Origin of the sequence: Natronocella acetinitrilica, assembly GCF_024170285.1 — a bacterium.
In the GTDB taxonomy this organism is placed as follows: Bacteria; Pseudomonadota; Gammaproteobacteria; order Nitrococcales; family Aquisalimonadaceae; genus Natronocella; species Natronocella acetinitrilica.
In genome coordinates this window covers 153,097-168,827 of sequence record NZ_JALJXV010000006.1, presented here as the reverse complement: position 1 = coordinate 168,827, position 15,731 = coordinate 153,097, and the positions used below count along the sequence as shown (strand labels likewise).

14 protein-coding genes are annotated in these 15,731 nt (G+C 63.0%); 7 read left to right on the top strand and 7 right to left on the bottom strand.

The genetic code is table 11. The features are described from left to right. The first annotated feature begins 90 nt into the window (after positions 1 to 90). The gene (locus J2T57_RS13315) at positions 91 to 1,161 is read left to right on the top strand and encodes a hypothetical protein (protein ID WP_253479083.1); all 1,071 of its coding nucleotides are present in this window, start codon (positions 91 to 93) and stop codon (positions 1,159 to 1,161) included. Further along, the gene (locus tag J2T57_RS22260) at positions 1,109 to 1,240 is read left to right on the top strand and encodes a hypothetical protein (protein WP_301289381.1); all 132 of its coding nucleotides are present in this window, start codon (positions 1,109 to 1,111) and stop codon (positions 1,238 to 1,240) included. The genes J2T57_RS13315 and J2T57_RS22260 overlap by 53 nt, the downstream gene beginning before the upstream one ends. Positions 1,241 to 1,336: 96 nt before the next feature. On the opposite strand, the gene J2T57_RS13310 is transcribed toward J2T57_RS22260, so the two are convergent. Further along, positions 1,337 to 3,028 carry a bifunctional diguanylate cyclase/phosphodiesterase gene (locus J2T57_RS13310; protein WP_253479081.1) on the bottom strand — a complete coding sequence of 564 codons (1,692 nt, stop codon included), beginning with the start codon at positions 3,026 to 3,028 and terminating at the stop codon, positions 1,337 to 1,339. Positions 3,029 to 3,213: 185 nt separating this feature from the next. On the opposite strand from J2T57_RS13310, the gene J2T57_RS13305 reads away from it, so the two are divergent. Together J2T57_RS13305 and J2T57_RS13300 are read left to right on the top strand one after the other, a co-directional pair. Continuing rightward, positions 3,214 to 5,988 (top strand): hypothetical protein, encoded by a 2,775-nt coding sequence (locus tag J2T57_RS13305; RefSeq protein ID WP_253479079.1) that lies wholly within the window; start codon positions 3,214 to 3,216, stop codon positions 5,986 to 5,988. A 52-nt stretch (positions 5,989 to 6,040) separates the two neighbouring features. Then, complete coding sequence (locus tag J2T57_RS13300) at positions 6,041 to 6,394, top strand: rhodanese-like domain-containing protein (protein WP_253479077.1); 354 nt, start codon at positions 6,041 to 6,043, stop codon at positions 6,392 to 6,394. A gap of 16 nt (positions 6,395 to 6,410) precedes the next feature. Here J2T57_RS13300 and J2T57_RS13295 read toward each other — a convergent pair whose 3' ends face one another. Next, positions 6,411 to 6,974 carry a histidine phosphatase family protein gene (locus J2T57_RS13295; RefSeq protein ID WP_253479075.1) on the bottom strand — a complete coding sequence of 188 codons (564 nt, stop codon included), beginning with the start codon at positions 6,972 to 6,974 and terminating at the stop codon, positions 6,411 to 6,413. 69 nt (positions 6,975 to 7,043) lie between these two features. Between J2T57_RS13295 and J2T57_RS13290 the strand changes: the two genes are divergently transcribed. Then, complete coding sequence (locus tag J2T57_RS13290) at positions 7,044 to 7,358, top strand: antibiotic biosynthesis monooxygenase family protein (RefSeq protein WP_253479073.1); 315 nt, start codon at positions 7,044 to 7,046, stop codon at positions 7,356 to 7,358. On the opposite strand, the gene cydC is transcribed toward J2T57_RS13290, so the two are convergent. The 5 genes from cydC to J2T57_RS13265 all read right to left on the bottom strand — a co-directional run bounded on the left by cydC (position 7,330) and on the right by J2T57_RS13265 (position 13,401). Then, the gene (gene cydC, locus J2T57_RS13285) at positions 7,330 to 9,003 is read right to left on the bottom strand and encodes a thiol reductant ABC exporter subunit CydC (RefSeq protein WP_253479071.1); all 1,674 of its coding nucleotides are present in this window, start codon (positions 9,001 to 9,003) and stop codon (positions 7,330 to 7,332) included. The genes J2T57_RS13290 and cydC overlap by 29 nt on opposite strands. Next, on the bottom strand, positions 8,996 to 10,744 hold the full coding sequence (gene cydD / locus J2T57_RS13280) for a thiol reductant ABC exporter subunit CydD (RefSeq protein ID WP_253479069.1): 1,749 nt from the start codon (positions 10,742 to 10,744) through the stop codon (positions 8,996 to 8,998). The genes cydC and cydD overlap by 8 nt, the downstream gene beginning before the upstream one ends. After that, positions 10,744 to 11,760, bottom strand: coding sequence for a cytochrome d ubiquinol oxidase subunit II (gene cydB / locus J2T57_RS13275; RefSeq protein WP_301289379.1), 1,017 nt, complete (start codon positions 11,758 to 11,760; stop codon positions 10,744 to 10,746). The genes cydD and cydB overlap by 1 nt, the downstream gene beginning before the upstream one ends. A 2-nt stretch (positions 11,761 to 11,762) precedes the next feature. Next, a complete protein-coding gene (locus tag J2T57_RS13270) occupies positions 11,763 to 13,157 on the bottom strand; it encodes a cytochrome ubiquinol oxidase subunit I (RefSeq protein WP_253479067.1) in 1,395 nt (464 codons plus the stop codon). A 76-nt stretch (positions 13,158 to 13,233) separates the two neighbouring features. After that, positions 13,234 to 13,401 (bottom strand): helix-turn-helix domain-containing protein, encoded by a 168-nt coding sequence (locus tag J2T57_RS13265; protein WP_253479065.1) that lies wholly within the window; start codon positions 13,399 to 13,401, stop codon positions 13,234 to 13,236. 191 nt (positions 13,402 to 13,592) lie between these two features. Here J2T57_RS13265 and J2T57_RS13260 point away from each other — a divergent pair, with 191 nt between their 5' ends. Continuing rightward, on the top strand, positions 13,593 to 15,074 hold the full coding sequence (locus J2T57_RS13260) for a PAS domain-containing sensor histidine kinase (RefSeq protein ID WP_253479063.1): 1,482 nt from the start codon (positions 13,593 to 13,595) through the stop codon (positions 15,072 to 15,074). Further along, complete coding sequence (locus tag J2T57_RS13255) at positions 15,071 to 15,721, top strand: response regulator (RefSeq protein WP_253479061.1); 651 nt, start codon at positions 15,071 to 15,073, stop codon at positions 15,719 to 15,721. The genes J2T57_RS13260 and J2T57_RS13255 overlap by 4 nt, the downstream gene beginning before the upstream one ends. Positions 15,722 to 15,731: the final 10 nt, after the last annotated feature.

Here is a 15,731-nt window from a genome sequence, read left to right as displayed (position 1 = left end):
TTTAACTTTTTACGCACATAATTTTCACACGGTCGGTCGTATCGTACCGGGCTGACCTGGCATTGGCGACGTTGCCGTCCGGAGCCCGAATTGCAACAGCGAAAGGTGATTCTGCATATTGGCCTGCACAAGACGGGCACGCGCTATCTTCAGCGTGACGTCTTCCGGCTGCTCGATGCCGAGCGGTTCGTGTTTAACCCCAGGGCGTTGACACTGGCGGTCCGTGCGGCGGTGCGCAACCCGGGTGATCGCAGCTACGCCGAAGCGGCCCGGGATGCCGTGGACGCTTGGCGGCGGTCAGCGGATTCCAGAACGCTGATCATCTCGGAGCCGCATATCAGCGGCGATATGTATAACCAGCACGAGGATTGCGGCTGCAACGCGAGATTGATGCGGGAGTTGTTCCCGGAAGCGCAGATCATCTATTTCGTGCGCCGGCAATCGGACTGGCTGCAGTCGGCCTATCGCCAGCAATTGGTGAAGGGTGGCAGCATTCCCATGGAAGTGTTCCTGAATCACTATGATGGGCGCTTCATGTCACGCCCCGATCGCTGGACCCATGGCGGCCGAAGCGTCGAGGCGCTGAGTCAGCGTTTCCTCGAGATCTATCATGCCTTCGCCACCCAGTACGGTGCGGAGCACGTGCACCTGTTCAGACAGGAAGACCTGCGACGGCAATCGGCCGAGGTCAAGACAGCGCTTGCCGCCGTTCTGGGTGTTGCGACGCTGCCGGAACCCCCCAGGGAGCGACTGCAGAACCGCAGCTACTCCGCCCTGGCAATTCATTTGTTCCATCCGCGAACCCTGCGCCGCTTCGCCGCGCCCACTGCTGCGGACTGTGGCCGTCCGGCAAGGCCGTTTCACAAGGCCCTGCGTCCGTTGACCCGGCTACGGCGTGTATTCATACAACATGTTTTCGACCGACTGATCTACCGCGATCGGGACTTGCTGCAGGCCCACGACATGCGCGGCCGGATTGATGCCCACTATGTCGTCGAGAACGCCGAGCTTGCGCGTATTGCCGAGCGCGTGGTGCAAGCCTTGACATCTGTTGCGGCGTCCCAGTCCACCGAACACGTCGTTGTCACACCAACAGAAGAAAACGCTCATGCAGAGACTGCTGATCATCGTCGGCGTCGCACTGCTTCTGGGCGCCGGTAGTGTTCTAGCCGGCAACGAGGTGGAGTTCGTCTATCACGACGGCCGCCACGTCGCGACGGAAATCGAACTCGAAGACTAGTCTCCCCGGGGCAGCAGATCGCCGATCCAGCCCACCGCCTCGGCTCAGTTCGCCGACAGGATCCGCAGCGGAGATCGGGTCACCCTGGTTCGGGGATCAATGAACGACGGGTTCCGATGCCAGTTCGGCCACTGCACTGGCGCTCATTGGCTTGCCATAGAAGTAGCCCTGGGCAATGTCGCAACCTTCGCTGCGGAGGTAGTCCACCGTGTTGCCATCCTCCACCCCCTCGGCCACGGTCCGCAAGCCCAGGTCCTGCGCCATGCAGGCAACCGCGGAGACGATGCGCATGCGCCGGGGGTCCTCTGTAACGCTATGCACCAGACTACGGTCGATCTTGAGCTTGTCCAGCGGCAAGGCTGTGAGATGCTTGACCGAGGTGTAGCCGTCGCCAAAATCATCCAGTGCGATGGCGATGCCGGCTTCCCTCAGGGCATGCAGGTGCCGACCGATCATGCCGGCATCGTGGATGATCGCGGATTCGGTGATTTCCATCTCCAGCCGATGCGGTTGCAGGTCGAGTTCCCGGCTTTGCCGCAAGATGGCGTCGGTGAGCACCCCGTCATCCATGTTCCGTGGAGAGACGTTGAACGCGACGCTGATGTCGAGTCCGGCCTTTTGCCATGCCGCTGCCTGCTGGATGGCGTTGCTGGCGACCCACTGGCTGAGGCGGTTGATCAGTGCGGTGGCTTCCAGCAACGGGATGAATTGCCCCGGCGCCAGCAGGCCTAGCGTCGGATGCTGCCAGCGGATGAGTGCCTCGGCGCCGATCAGCCGACCATCGTCAAGCCTGAATTGTGGTTGGTAAAGCAGAGTGAACTGATTCGCCGTGAGGGCTCTTGTCGTCTCGCTCAGCAGTCGCATGGCCAGCGCGCGCTCCGAGCGCTGGGTGTTGTCATAGTGGGCCACTGCGCGGCCCTTGAGCTTTGCCCCGGCCAGGGCGATGTTCGAGCGCTGCATGAGTCGTCCTGGCGAGGTGTCGTCGGCTTCCAGCGATGCAGCGCCGATTACCAGGTCGAGGTACACCGGCACGTCGCCAACAACCAAAGGCTCATCCAGGGTATCCAGCAGGGCGCTCGACTGGGTCTGCGCGCTGGCCACATGTTCATCCACCAGTACACCGATCCGGCCCGAATGCAGATGAAAGATCTGCCAGGGCAGAGGGAAGTCGGATCTCGTACGTGCAACTATTGCCGCAGGGATGTGTTGGGTGATCTCTGGGCCCAGCGTGTTGAAGATCTGGTCCATATTCCTGACCTCGACGGTAATCAGTCCCAGCGGGAGATCGCTTTCCCGTTGCCGGATCACTTCGGAGAGTACCTGCTCCAGCGCCGCCTGCGTTGGCAGCCTGGACACCGGGTGCAGATAGCTTGCACGGCGGATGCGCCGCAATTGTCTGCGCAGGTGTCCGATCACCAATCCGGCGGCGACACCGAAGAAAAGGAAAAAGCCCGCCCTGAACAGCCAACTTCCCAGCGGCTGTTCCGCGCCGGACGAGGTATCCATCGGCATCAACGGGCCGACGCTACCGAAACCGGCGAGCATGGCGGCGATGGCACCACCGATCATGCCGAAGGCGCTGGCGGCAAGCAGCACTGGTACATAGGCCAGGTGCAGATAGGCGGTTTGTGTGCCGCCGGTGGCATAGACGATCCAGGTGACCGCGGCGAGCAGCGCCAGGGTAACCGCCACGGCCGCTGCCTGGGCCATGCGGCCGAGGTGACGCCCGCCATGGCTGAGAGTCGATTGCAGCGCGTAGGGTAGATCCAACTCGGCGAGCTTGGGCATGACAGTCCTTGTTGGCGATCGCAGAGGTGCAGTTGCGCCGGTATGGCTTGCCGGCGGCGACGTGTCACCCGCTACAAGGTAACGTCCGAAAAGCCCACCGTGTTGACGACTGCGTCACAGCTTCGTCTGCGTATCCGCTGACGTCTGGTGACCCCGAGCAAATCGACCTGCATTCACTAAGCTTGGTGAAGGCCTCGGGAGAGGCGGCGGTGGTCCAGGGGGGCATGACGATGGGTGGGCAGCAGTCGTATCCCGACGCACTGGCGCGACAGGAGCAGGCACGACTCGCGATGCGGCGGGCTGCGGCGGGCCTTGATGGCACAAAACCCGTAATCGCAATGGGGCTGTCCGGTGGCGGCATCCGCAGTGCAACGTTTGCCCTGGGCTTCTTCCAGGGCCTGGCCCGGCACGGGCTGGTCCGCCACGTGGACTATCTCTCCACTGTGTCCGGAGGCGGTTACTTCGGGGCCTTTCTTGGCCGGCTGTATGGTCGTGAGGCGCTCCGCAGCGTCGACGACGTGGAGGCGCTGTTGGCGGGGCCTCGCCTGGCGAGGGAAGGCCCGTCAGCTGCAGGCATCGCCAGGGACCCCGGGTCGACCTATCGGGATGATGTGCTGCGCTACCTGCGGGAGAATGGCCGCTACCTGTCACCTAACGGGTCCGGAGACACCCTGCTTGGAGGGGCCATCCTGCTGCGCAACCTGGTCAGCCTGCATGTCACTTTGGCGTTCTTCACGCTCCTTGCCTTGCTTGCCTTGCAGTTGCCTTACATCCTCTTCGGCCTCATTGATGGCGTTCGTACACCGCTGTTGCGTATCCACGAACCGGTGCTGGTGAGTCCCTACGTGGTACCTGCCTTGGCTGCGCTGGCGTTGCTGGTCATTCCCAGCGGTTGGGCCTACTGGCTGGTGGGTCACGCCCGCGGGGTGACCCGCCGCGAGCTGCGCCTGCAACTGGCCGGACCGGTGCTGCTCGTTCTGCTGGCCGGTTTTGCCATCCACCTGTTTGAACTGCAGGGGAGGTCTCCGGCATCCCTGTTGGCCTGGACCCTTGGCCTGATCGGGATTATCACCCTGGTCATGGCGGGCATGGTGGATCGACAAATGCTCCGACGCTGGCGATTGCGCCGCCCAGGTGAGCGCAATCCGGCCGATGAGCAGGCCAGTCGCCAACGCCAGAAAATCTCGCAGCTGTATCTGCTCCTGCTGCTCGTCTTCGTGGCGTTGCTGGTGATCACCCTGGTGGATTCGGCCGGTGCCAGCATTTTCTGGTGGTTGTTTGCCGCCGAGGGGCTGGATATCGGGCTCACCGGCCTGTTTGCCGGCGGTGCCGGGCTCGTCGGCGTTCTGGCTGCGGTTCAGCAGCTTGTCACCCGGTTCGTGCCGCGCACAGAAAAACGGCCCCCGGCTCCCAAGCTGGTGATCGCCTGGGCGATTGCGATCGTCCTTCTCGCCACCTATCTGCTGGTGATGTCGACAGTCGCCCACGGTATCAGCCAGGGCTATCGGATGCTGACTCCTGCGGTTGCAGCGGATGTGGGCGCCATCGCGCTGCGTGCCGGATTCGCGGTTTTCGTACTGGGACTGGTGGTGTCGTTGCTCGGTCAGTTGCATGGTTTCGTCAATCGATCCGGCCATCATGCCCTATACATGGCGCGATTGACGCGGGCCTATCTGGGAGCGTCAAACCCCAGGCGTCACCGGGGGCCAGACCGTTCCGTGCTGCACGTTGTCGAGGATGATGACGTGGCACTGGCCGATTATCATGCGCCGCTGGGTGAGGCCGCCGGCGCTGCCTGGCGAGCCATGCCGCTGCACCTCATCAACGTGACTGTGAATGAGACCATCGATGGCAGGTCCCAGTTGCAGCAGCGGGATCGCAAGGGAATCGGGCTTGCATTCGGCCCCTGCGGCATGAGTCTCGGGGTGCGTCATCATGCGCTTTTTCCGGTAGCGGGCTCGGAGGGCGGGGCTGATGCAGACAGTTGCACCGTCCTCCCCGAGGATGCCTCCGCTTATCGTGTGTTCGAGTTTCGCCGCCGGGGTGATGAACCACGATGCGCCTGGGAGCGGCTCTCTATCGGGGCGTTGGTTTCGATCTCGGGGGCAGCCTTCAGCACCGGTCTGGGCTCCCGAACCAGTCTGCCCATCAGCGTGTTGTCTGCGCTTGCGAACATTCGCCTGGGCTACTGGTGGTATTCAGGAATTGATCCCGCACTGCGTGGAGACAATCAGCCGCGCCGGTCGGCGGCACGACGGCTGCTGGAGCGTGCGTTTCCTGTCTACAGCTTTCTGATGGCGGAGATGCTGGCCCGGTTCCGGGGCACTTCGCTGGCGCACTGGTACCTCTCCGATGGCGGCCACTTCGAGAATCTTGGCGGTTATGAACTCATTCGGCGGCGCCCCGGGGTGATGGTGCTGGTTGATGCCGAGGCGGATCCGGACTACACCTACCACGGCCTGGCTGGACTCATCCGCAAGGCGCGGCTGGATTTTGATGCAGATATCCGGTTTCTCGGGGTTGAAGAGCTGGCTGCGCTGAATGTTGGCCATCTGTTCGGCAGCCTTGAGCAATTGCGGCGGCAACGCAATCGCAACGAGACCGTCACCGCTTCCGGGGCGGCTGATGCCCCGGCGCGGTCGCTGCGACACTTCGCACTGGCCCGAATCGCCTATGCAGACGAAAACACCGGGACGGCGGGAGGTGAGCACTGGCTGGTCTACGTCAAGCCCACGCTGACCGGGGCTGAACCGGCGGATCTTGCCGAGTACCATGCCAGTAACCCCAGCTTTCCCCATCAACCCACCAGCGATCAGTTCTTCGACGAGAATCAGTGGGAAAGCTACCGTATGCTCGGGGAGTACATGGCTGATCTGTTGTCTCGCGAGCCGGTGCGGGGTGATGGAAGCTGGCATTTTGCCAGTCGTCTGCGTGGCGCCCAGGCAGGCCATGCGTGCTGACCCGGTCAGTATTCGATAAGGTTGCGATACTGTTCTACCAGGGAGATTACCCATGACAACCCCACCCCCGGAGTTTCTTCGCATGGCCGACGAGGCCCGCGAGCGGATCACCGAAGTCTCCCCGGAGGAGGCGAAGCAGAGAATTGCCGCAGGTGCGCTGGTGCTGGATGTGCGGGACAAGGAGGAGTTCGACCAGGGTCACCTGGACGGCGCTGTCAATATCAGTCGCGGTACGCTGGAGATGCGCATCGGTGAGGCCGTGCCGGACAAGGATACCCAGATTGTCTGTCACTGTGCGGCTGGTAATCGGGGTGCGTTGGCGGCGGATAACCTCAAACGCCTCGGCTATACCAATGTAGTCAACGTCGCGGGTGGCCTGCGTGCCATCCAATCATCCGAAGATTAAGGAAGCGCTGAAGTATTCAGTCCGAGGATGGCGCAGGGATGCGCCCTACCTCGATAATGCCGCCATTGTCGTCGGCACGGACTACCACCGCCTCTCCCGAGTTGACCCAGTTACTCACAGTTCCCGTGATGTTCACCTGATGTGTGACCATGACCACTGATGGCCCACCCTGTAGTTCGATAATGGCCTCCCGCATGCCCCGCAAGGCCGTATCGCGCCGATCCCGAAAAGCGAAAAATGAGTCCAGGGCTTCGAGTTCGGTCACCGGACCCAGATCCAGGGCCTCCGCCGTGTCACGCGACCGGCACCATCGGCTGGTGTATACCGTGAGATCGCCAAGACCCTGGGCACGGAACAATTCTCCCATACGCTCTGCCTGACGCCGGCCACCGGCGGACAGATTGCGCTGGGTGGTGCAATCCTCCAGGACAAACCCGGCCGGGTCACCAGTGCCCGGCGCCAGGGCATGGCGCATCAGCACCGCATGTCCCCCTTCCTGGAGTGCTTCCCAGACGGCATCGGTGGCCGTGGCGGCCATCGGCAGTGACAGTAGAAAGAGCAGAAGCAGACGTTTCAGCATAAGCTCAGAGACCAGCGAACGGGGCTTCGGTTCCGGCTTCGATGTCGACGTATCCGGGAGGTGGAAGGCATGTACACGGTGGTCAACAGGGTCTGGGTTGCTTCGGACTGGTGCGAGACGTTCGAAGAGCGGTTTCGCAAACGTGCCGGTGAGGTCAACGGGCAGCCAGGTTTCCTGCGTATGGAGGTATTGCGGCCCCTGAGCGACGGCGCACCCTATCAGGTGCTGACCGTATGGAATGACAAGGCAGCCTTCGACAGCTGGGTAGGCAGCGACGATTTCCGTGCCGCCCATGCCAACCCGATGCCCAAGGAAGCGTTCACCAGGGGTAGCGAGATGGAGCGCTTCGAGACAGTCACAGCGGCGACAGCCGACCCTCGCTGAGGCGCAGCAACCGGTCCATGCGGGGAAAGCGGCTGGGGTCATGGCCTATGACGATGAGACTGCGCTCGCCCACTAGCCGATCGATTCCCCGCAGAACCCGGCGCTCCGTGGTGCCGTCCAGGCCTTCCGTTGGCTCATCCAGCAGAACGATGGCTGCGGGTTTGAGCAGGGTACGGGCCAGTGCCAGCCGCCGTCGCTGACCACCGGACAGGCCGCTGCCTGCTTCGCCAAGCCAGGTCGACAGACCCTCTGCCGAGCGCTGCACCATGCTGGTCAGGTCCACTGCAGCGAGTGCGTCCATGAGTTCATCCTCGTCCGCGGCGGGTCGACCCAGCCGAAGATTCGCGGCAAGGCTGGCAGAGAACAGGGTGGCGCGCTGGTCCAGCAGGGCAAAACAGGCCTGCCGCTGATCGTCGCTGATCTGCCGGAGCGGCGTGTCACCCAGCAGCACATCACCGTGCTCCGGGTCCAGATCCCCCATGAGCACGGACAGCATTGTGCTCTTGCCCGCGCCGCTGGGCCCGACAATGCCGATGCGCTCGCCAGGTTTCAGGGTGAGTGATGCATTGTGCAGGCAGGGTGTCTGGCCGGGTCGGTGGCTGAAGCTCACGCCCTGCAGGATCAGTGTCTTGTCTCCGGGAACAGCTGCGTTGCCGGCGGAAACAGGTTGGCCGCTGTCGGCGAGGCCGCGCAGGCGGCCAGCGGACCAACTGACCCTGCCCAACATCTGGTAGGCCAGTGGCAGGGGGGTTAGCACCTCTCCCAGGGCCAGCAGCCCGAGCACCACTGCCACCATCACCGGCCCGGACACTGAACCGGAAGCCACCGTAATAACGCCTACCACCAGCCCCGCCCATAGCGCTAGCAGCGTCGCCAGGCGCACGCCGGATTCGGCGAGGCTGCGTTGTTGCAGCAGACGCTGTTCGTCCCCGGTGTACTTGTGATCAAGCGCTTCAAGTTCGTTCAATCGGCGAGGGACAGCGCCGAAGGCATGCAGCTCCGCCTGGGCCTGCAGGTCACCAATGACCTGTTGGCGCAAGCTGCTCGCCGTCTCTGCACCTGCCGCGGCGAGGGGGCGACCCGCACGATAGGTGAGCCAGGGCACGAGTAGGGCCGCCGGCAGCAGGACCAGAAGCGCTGCAATCGCCTGAGGCGGTGACAGCCAGGCGATGAAAGCGAGGCCCAGGCACAGCGCCAGCACCGCGGTCACCGTTGGGCCGATGACCCGCAGGTAGAGATGATCCAGGGTGTTGATGTCGGTTGTCACCCGATTGAGCAGTTCACCGTCCCGGAAGCGTGACAGGTGGGCGCGGCTCTGGGGCAGCAGCGCACGAAATAGCCAGGTGCGCAGGTCGGCGAGAATCCGGAACACCGCCTCATGGTTGACGAGTCGCTCGCCATAGCGAGCGACAGCCCGGCTGACCGCAAAGAACCGGATACCGGCCCCCGGGCGGTAAATGTCCAGCGTCATGGCACCCCCGGCGGCGAGAGTGAGCCCCATCAGCCCGGTTGCCGTGATGAACCAGCCGCTTAGTGCCAGCAAGCCGAAGCCTGCGGCGGCTGTAAGCAGCATCAGGGCCGTGCCGGCAGCCAGCCACCAGCGTCGACGGCCGAGCAGGACAAGGAAGAAGCGCAGGTCACCCATTCTGCGACTCCAGGGAGATGCGCTGATCCGCCCAGGGGAACTGATCCGGCTGATGGGTCGCGATGACGATGGTGCAGTCGCCGGCGCTGGCGCGTTGTTGGATTGCGGCGAGTAGGTAGCGACGGCTTTCCGGGTCCAGGCTGGCGGTGGGCTCGTCCAGCAAGAGCAGGTTCGGACGTCTTATCAGCGCGCGGGCAAGGGCGACTCGTTGCGCCTCGCCGCCAGAGAGGCCATGGCCACGTTCGCCAACGAGGCAGTCGAGTCCGCCGGGGAGGTGGTCCGCGAAGCGCAGCACGCCGGCTGCTTCCGCGGCATTGCGGACTGCGTCCTCGCTGGCGTCCGGCAGGCCCAGCAGGATGTTGTCACGAATGCTGCCTGGCAGCAGGTGGGGGGTCTGGCCGAGCCAGGCGGTGCCGCGCTCCAGGGCGCCGGGAGCGTAGTCTTGCAGCGGGACACCATCAATGGTGATCGTGCCTGCCGTGCTTTTCAGAAATCCGGTGGCGAGAAACAGCAGTGTGCTCTTGCCGCAGCCGCTAGTGCCCGTCAGCAGGGTCGTGCTGCCGGCAGCAATCGAGAGGTTCACCGGCTGGGGGAATACCGGTGGGCTGTCGCCGTAGCAAGCCTGCACTGCTTCGAGTTCTATGGTGGGCGCCGCTGGCGGACTCCCATGATAGCCCGAGCGCACCGCCATGGGGCTTGGTTTGGCGAGCAGCGGCGCGAGTTCCGAGGCTGCACCCATGGCTGCTGCCCGGTCGTGGTAGCGCTGACCGAGGTCGCGAAGCGGCGCAAAGAACTCCGGCGCAAGCAGCAGGATGAACAAACCGGAATAGAGGGTCAGCGCCCCGGCGGGACCTATTTGCTGGAATCCCAGCAGGCCGAGGCCGATATAGATTGCGATCATCGCCACGGCCACCGCGCTGAAGAATTCCAGCACCGCCGAAGACAGGAAAGCCACGCGAAGCACGGCCATGGTTCGCCGGCGATAGTCGTCGGATGAAGCAGCAATGTCGCGGGTCGCGGCATCCCCGAGCCCATAGTGCTTGAGCACGGCAAGGCCCTGCAGTCGGTCGAGGAAATGCCCGCTCAGGCGTGCCAGGGCCTGGAACTGGCTGCGGTTGACGGCGGCAGCTCCCATGCCGACCAGTGCCATGAACAGGGGAATCAGGGGCGCCGACAGCAACAGCAGCAGTCCTGCCAGCCAGTCCAGCATGAATACGGTGGCCACGATCCCGAGTGGCACCATGACCGCTTGCATGAGTTGTGGCTGGTAGCGGGCGGCGTAGTCGCCGAGGCTGTCAACCTGCTCGAGCAGGGCGCTGGCCAGTGGCCCGCTCTGGGCCTGGCCGACGCCTACTGGCCCAAGGCTGTAGAGGTGGCGGGCCACCGTAGAGCGGGTTCGCTGCCGGATGTCGGTGAAGACGCCCGCCGCCAGGCGATCACGCCGCCACTCGCAGACGCCGCGTAGCAACAACACAAGCAGCAGAAGGCCAAGTAGCAGAGCCAAGTGGCCTGGCTCCTGCTCGGTAACCAGCACACCGGAGACGGTTGCCGCGATCAGACCCGCCTGGGGAATAACCAGCCAGCCGCCCAGGGTTCCGAGCAGGGCCGTTCTGCGGATGCCTCGCCTGACCGGAGCGAGTTGTTCGCGAAGCCAGCCACTGACGGCCGGGTCCACGCCACCGGCCCGGGGTGGATCCAGGCTGGCATCGGCCTCGGTTTCGGTCCCAAGCGGGGCCGACACTAATGGTAGCCCACCGAATCCCTTGTGACCTTGCCGCGAAATACCCAGTAAGCCCAGGTCGTGTAGCCGAGGATAATGGGAATGACGAACAGCACGCCAAGCAGCAGGAACAGCTGGGAACCCGGTGATGAGGCAGCATCCCAGAGGCTGATATCCGGCTGTATCACGTTGGGCCAAAGGCTGATGGCAAGCCCTGTATAGCAGAGCACGAACAGCCCCAGGGAACAGACAAAGGGCAGGCCATCCTCGCGCAGCCGAATGGCGCGGATCATCAGCAAAGCCAGGCCGACGGTCACCAGCGGTACCGGTGCGAAGTACAGCAGGTTGGGGAACGAGAACCAGCGTGTCGCGATGGCTTCCCGCATCAGCGGCGTCCAGAGGCTCACCAACGCGATGAACAACAGGACCAGCGCGAGCAACAGCGGCGCCCTGGCATACGCCCAGTCCCGAACCTCGTCCTTGGTCTTGAGAATGATCCAGCTACAGCCGATCAGGGAATAGCCGGCCATCAGTCCGAATCCCGTGAGCATGCTGAAGGGTGTCAACCAGTCGAAGCCACCCCCGACAAATCGGGTGCCTTCCACCTCGAAGCCTTGAATGAAGGCGCCCAGGATGACGCCTTGCATGAACGTGGCAAGCATGGATCCGCCGGTAAAGGAGATATCCCAGAGCCACTTGGACTGCTTGGCCTTGAAGCGGAACTCGAAGGCCACACCGCGGAAGATCAGCGCGATCAGCATGAACAGGATCGGCAGGTAAAGGGCCGGCAGCAGTATGGAGTAGACCAGTGGGAAGGCGCCCAGCAGCCCCGCGCCGCCCAGCACCAGCCAGGTCTGGTTGCCATCCCACACCGGTGCCACGGTATTCATCATGGTGTCCCGCGCCGCCTCGTCCGGGGCGAAGGGAAAGAGAATACCAACGCCCAGGTCGAACCCATCCATCAGCACGTACATGAAGACGCCGAAAGCGATGATGGCTGCCCAGACCAGTGTCAGGTCAACGTTCAGTTCTTCCATCGTTACCGCTCCACTGCATCGAAGGGGCTGTCCACCGCAGATAGTGGTCGCGCCGCGCGTCCCTGGCTCTCGGTTTCCGCCTCTTCCTTTTCCGGCCCGCCGCCAAGAATCTTGCTGATATAGTAGCCACCAGCCACGAATATGACCGCGTAGACAATGAAGAACACGATCAGCGACGTCAGTGCCATACCGCCTGTGAGGGACGGCGACAGAGCGTCCTCGGTGCGCATGATCTCATACAGGACCCAGGGCTGACGTCCGATTTCGGTGGTCAGCCAACCGGCCAGCACTGCGATGAAGGGCGCTGGCATCATGGCCACGCACACTTTCTTGAACCAGGGTGTGTCGTAGAGCCTGCCCTTCCAGCGCAGCCAGAGCCCGATCATGGCAACGCCCAGCATGGCCATGCCGATACCCACCATCACCCGGAAGGCCCAGAATACGGGCCCGACCGGCGGCCGGTCCTCCGGCGCCCATTCCTTGAGGCCGGGGACTTCGCCGTCCAGATCGTGAGTCAGTATCAGGCTCGCCAGTCTGGGAATCCCGATTTCAAAGTGATTGGTTTCCGCCGCGGAATCGGGTATCGCAAAGAGCAGCAAGGGTACCCCGCGACTGGTCTCCCAGTTGCCCTCCATGGCAGCGACCTTGGCCGGCTGATGCTCGAAGGTGTCGAGGCCATGCATGTCACCGATGAAGATCTGCATGGGCGCCAGAATGGCCACCAACCACAGGGTCATCGAGAACATCTTCTTTGCGTACTGCTCACTGCGCTGCTTGAGCAAGTACCAGGCGCTGACACCGATGACGAAAAATGCGGTGGTGAGATATGCCGCCAGCACCATGTGTGCAAAGCGGTAGCCGAAGGATGGATTGAAGATCGCCTCCATCCAGCTCACCACATGGACGATTCCATCCCGCATCTCGATGCCGGCGGGGGTCTGCATCCAGCTGTTGGCGGACAGAATCCAGAATGAAGAAATCAGGGTGCCTACCGCCATCATGATGGCGGCCAGCAGATGACCGCCCTGGGGCAGCTTGCTGCGCCCGAACAGCAGGACGCCGAGGAAGGTCGCCTCCAGGAAGAATGCCGTTACCACCTCATAGCTGAGGATCGGCCCCAGGAAATTGGCGGAGGCGTAGGACAGCTCACTCCAGTTGGTACCGAACTGGAATGACATGACGATGCCGGACACCACGCCCATACCGAAGGACACGGCGAACACCTTGATCCACATTTTCGACAGGCGCAGGTAGACCGGGTTACCGGTCTTGAACCACAGGCCTTCGAGCACGGCGATGTAGGAAGCAAGGCCGATGGTGAAAGCTGGGAAAATGATGTGAAACGAGACGACGAACGCGAATTGAATACGGGATAACAATAACGGATCGAGATCCATCCACGCGCACCCTGAGTCAGAAGTTTGACAGGGATTATACAGGGTCAGTGCGCGTCAGACCATGCATTGCACCATTCTAGTGACCGGCCCCTGCACGCTTCTGGTGCGAGCTGCCTCGCCCCACAAGATAGTGGATGGAACCGGGGTGCAGCCCCAGGAGATCCGCAATGCGCTCTGCGGTGTGGCCCTGGCGGTGCAGGTCGAGTGCCATGCGGCGAAGTTCTACGGGAGATTTCCGTGCCATGGTGATGATTTCCTCAATCAGACTGGTTCTTGAAACGGCACGCTACCGGCCTCCGGTGTCGGCGCCATGACAGCCAGGTGACAATGCCGTGACACGACAGCCCCACCCGCATGGGTGCCATGCCATGGCCTTTCTTGCTGTATCGCGAGTAACATCGGACTTTCCATTCAGCCTGAACGGCCGGGTTGCTGATGAATGCATTTGTTTCCACCTCTCTTAACGACGTCGTGGGTCCGGTGAGCCATGACGTGGACCTGGCCGACCTGGTATTCGCCTTCCAGAGCGAGGCCTTGCTGGCACTGGACACGGATGGCCGCATTGTCCGCACCAATCGCGCGTTTGACCGGCTCTGGGGGGGCAAGTCGGAGAGCATGCCCGGTCGCAGTGCAGTAGAACTGTTTCCCGCCCACGATCAGGATAGGGTCCGGCGCTGGATGAAACGGCTGCACGATGACGGGGCACTGACCTGCCCTGTGGCCATCACCCGCGCCGGCGGCCGTGCCATTCAGGTTCAGCTCGAATGGCTGCCCGTGCCCCCGGGCGGCTGGCTCATGCTCCGTGATCACACCTTGCTCGGTGCGCTGGAACAACAGCTCAGCGAGAGCGAACTGCGATTTCGCAGCACCTTCGATTATGCCGCGGTGGGCATGGCCATTGTCGCCCTGCCGGATGGGGAGCTACTGCGCTGCAATGATGTACTGTGCAACCTGCTTGGCCACAGTCAGGCCGGTATGCGTGGCCGCCGCTACGTGGATTTGCTGTTCGCCGATGACCGCGGGCCGTTTCTGAATGCCGTCGCCCGACTTGCCCGAGGCAGCGAGCGCCAGGGCCTGACCCTGGAGCAGCGCTGTATCGCCCGCGAGGGCGATATCCGGTGGGTGCTGTCGAGCCTGGCCGTGCTGCGCAGCGCCTTTGGACAGGCGCAGTACCTGGTGGTGCAGTTGCAGGACCTGACCGGCCGCAAGGACGTGGAGCGCAAACTCGAGGAATCGCGTCAGGAACTGCAACGCCTTTACGCCGCCATGGAGTCGGTGCGTGAGAACGAACAAAAGCGCATTTCCCGAGAGTTGCACGATGAACTCGGGCAGGCCTTGACCGCACTCAAGATGGACATTGCCTGGTTACAGGCCCGCCGGGACCCCGGCCTTGCCGAGGACGCGCGGGAGAAGTTGACCCGTATGCTGGGCCTGGTCGACCGGACCGCGGAAGGTATCCGCCGGCTGGCCGGTGCGCTGCGTCCTGGAGTGCTTGACGATTTTGGTCTCGCTGCCGCTGCCGAGTGGCTGGTGAAGGAGTACGAGGAAAGCGCGGGGGTGCAGGTCGATCTGCACCTCGGGCAGGAGGAGTTCGCGCTGGGCGATGTCGTGGCCACGGCTGTATTCCGGATACTCCAGGAGGCGTTGACCAATATCGCCCGCCATGCTCAGGCCGATCGCGTTGCCGTGCGGCTGGTGCTGGAAGGGGAGATGCTCTGCCTCGAGGTGCGGGATGATGGCCGCGGCTTCGATCCCGAGCAGGCTGGTCTGCTGGAGAGCTACGGCCTGCTTGGCATGCGTGAGCGGGTCAAGCTGCTCGACGGAGTCATCGAAATCAACAGTGAACCCGGGCTTGGCACACGAATAACCGTTCGTGTTCCGGCGACAACGGTGGATCCGTCGGAGGAAAGTTCATGATTCGCGTGTGTCTGGCCGATGATCACACCATTGTGCGTGACGGATTGAAGCAGATCCTGGCGGAGGAGCCGGATATCGAGGTCCGCGGTGAGGCTCATGACGGGGAGCAGACCCTGGCGCTGATGGATCAGGTGGACTGCGATGTCCTGGTGCTGGATATCTCCATGCCGCCGCCCAGTGGGGTAGAGCTGATCCGCCTGTTGCTGGGTTCCCATCCCGGACTGAGCATTCTCATTCTGAGCATGCACAGCGAAAACCAGTACGCCGTGCGCTCGATACGCGCCGGTGCCCGGGGCTATCTGGCCAAGACCAGTGCTGCCGAGCAGTTGGTGTCCGCCATCCGGCGCGTGTCCAGCGGACAGATCTTTCTCAATGCCAACCTCAACCAGAAACTTGCGCTCAACATGCTGACCGACGACGACTCGGAGCCCCACCGCATGCTGTCCAAGCGCGAGTATCACGTTTTCACCCTGCTGGTGGGTGGGCGCACCGTCAGTCAGATCGCCGATGAGCTGGAGGTCTCTTCCAAGACAGTCAGCACGCACAAGACGCGCATTCTGCAGAAAATGGGCATGGACAGCGTCGCCGCCCTGGTGCGCTACGCCATGGAGCATGATCTCATCGAATCCGGCATGGAGGGATCCTGAGGCGCTTCTG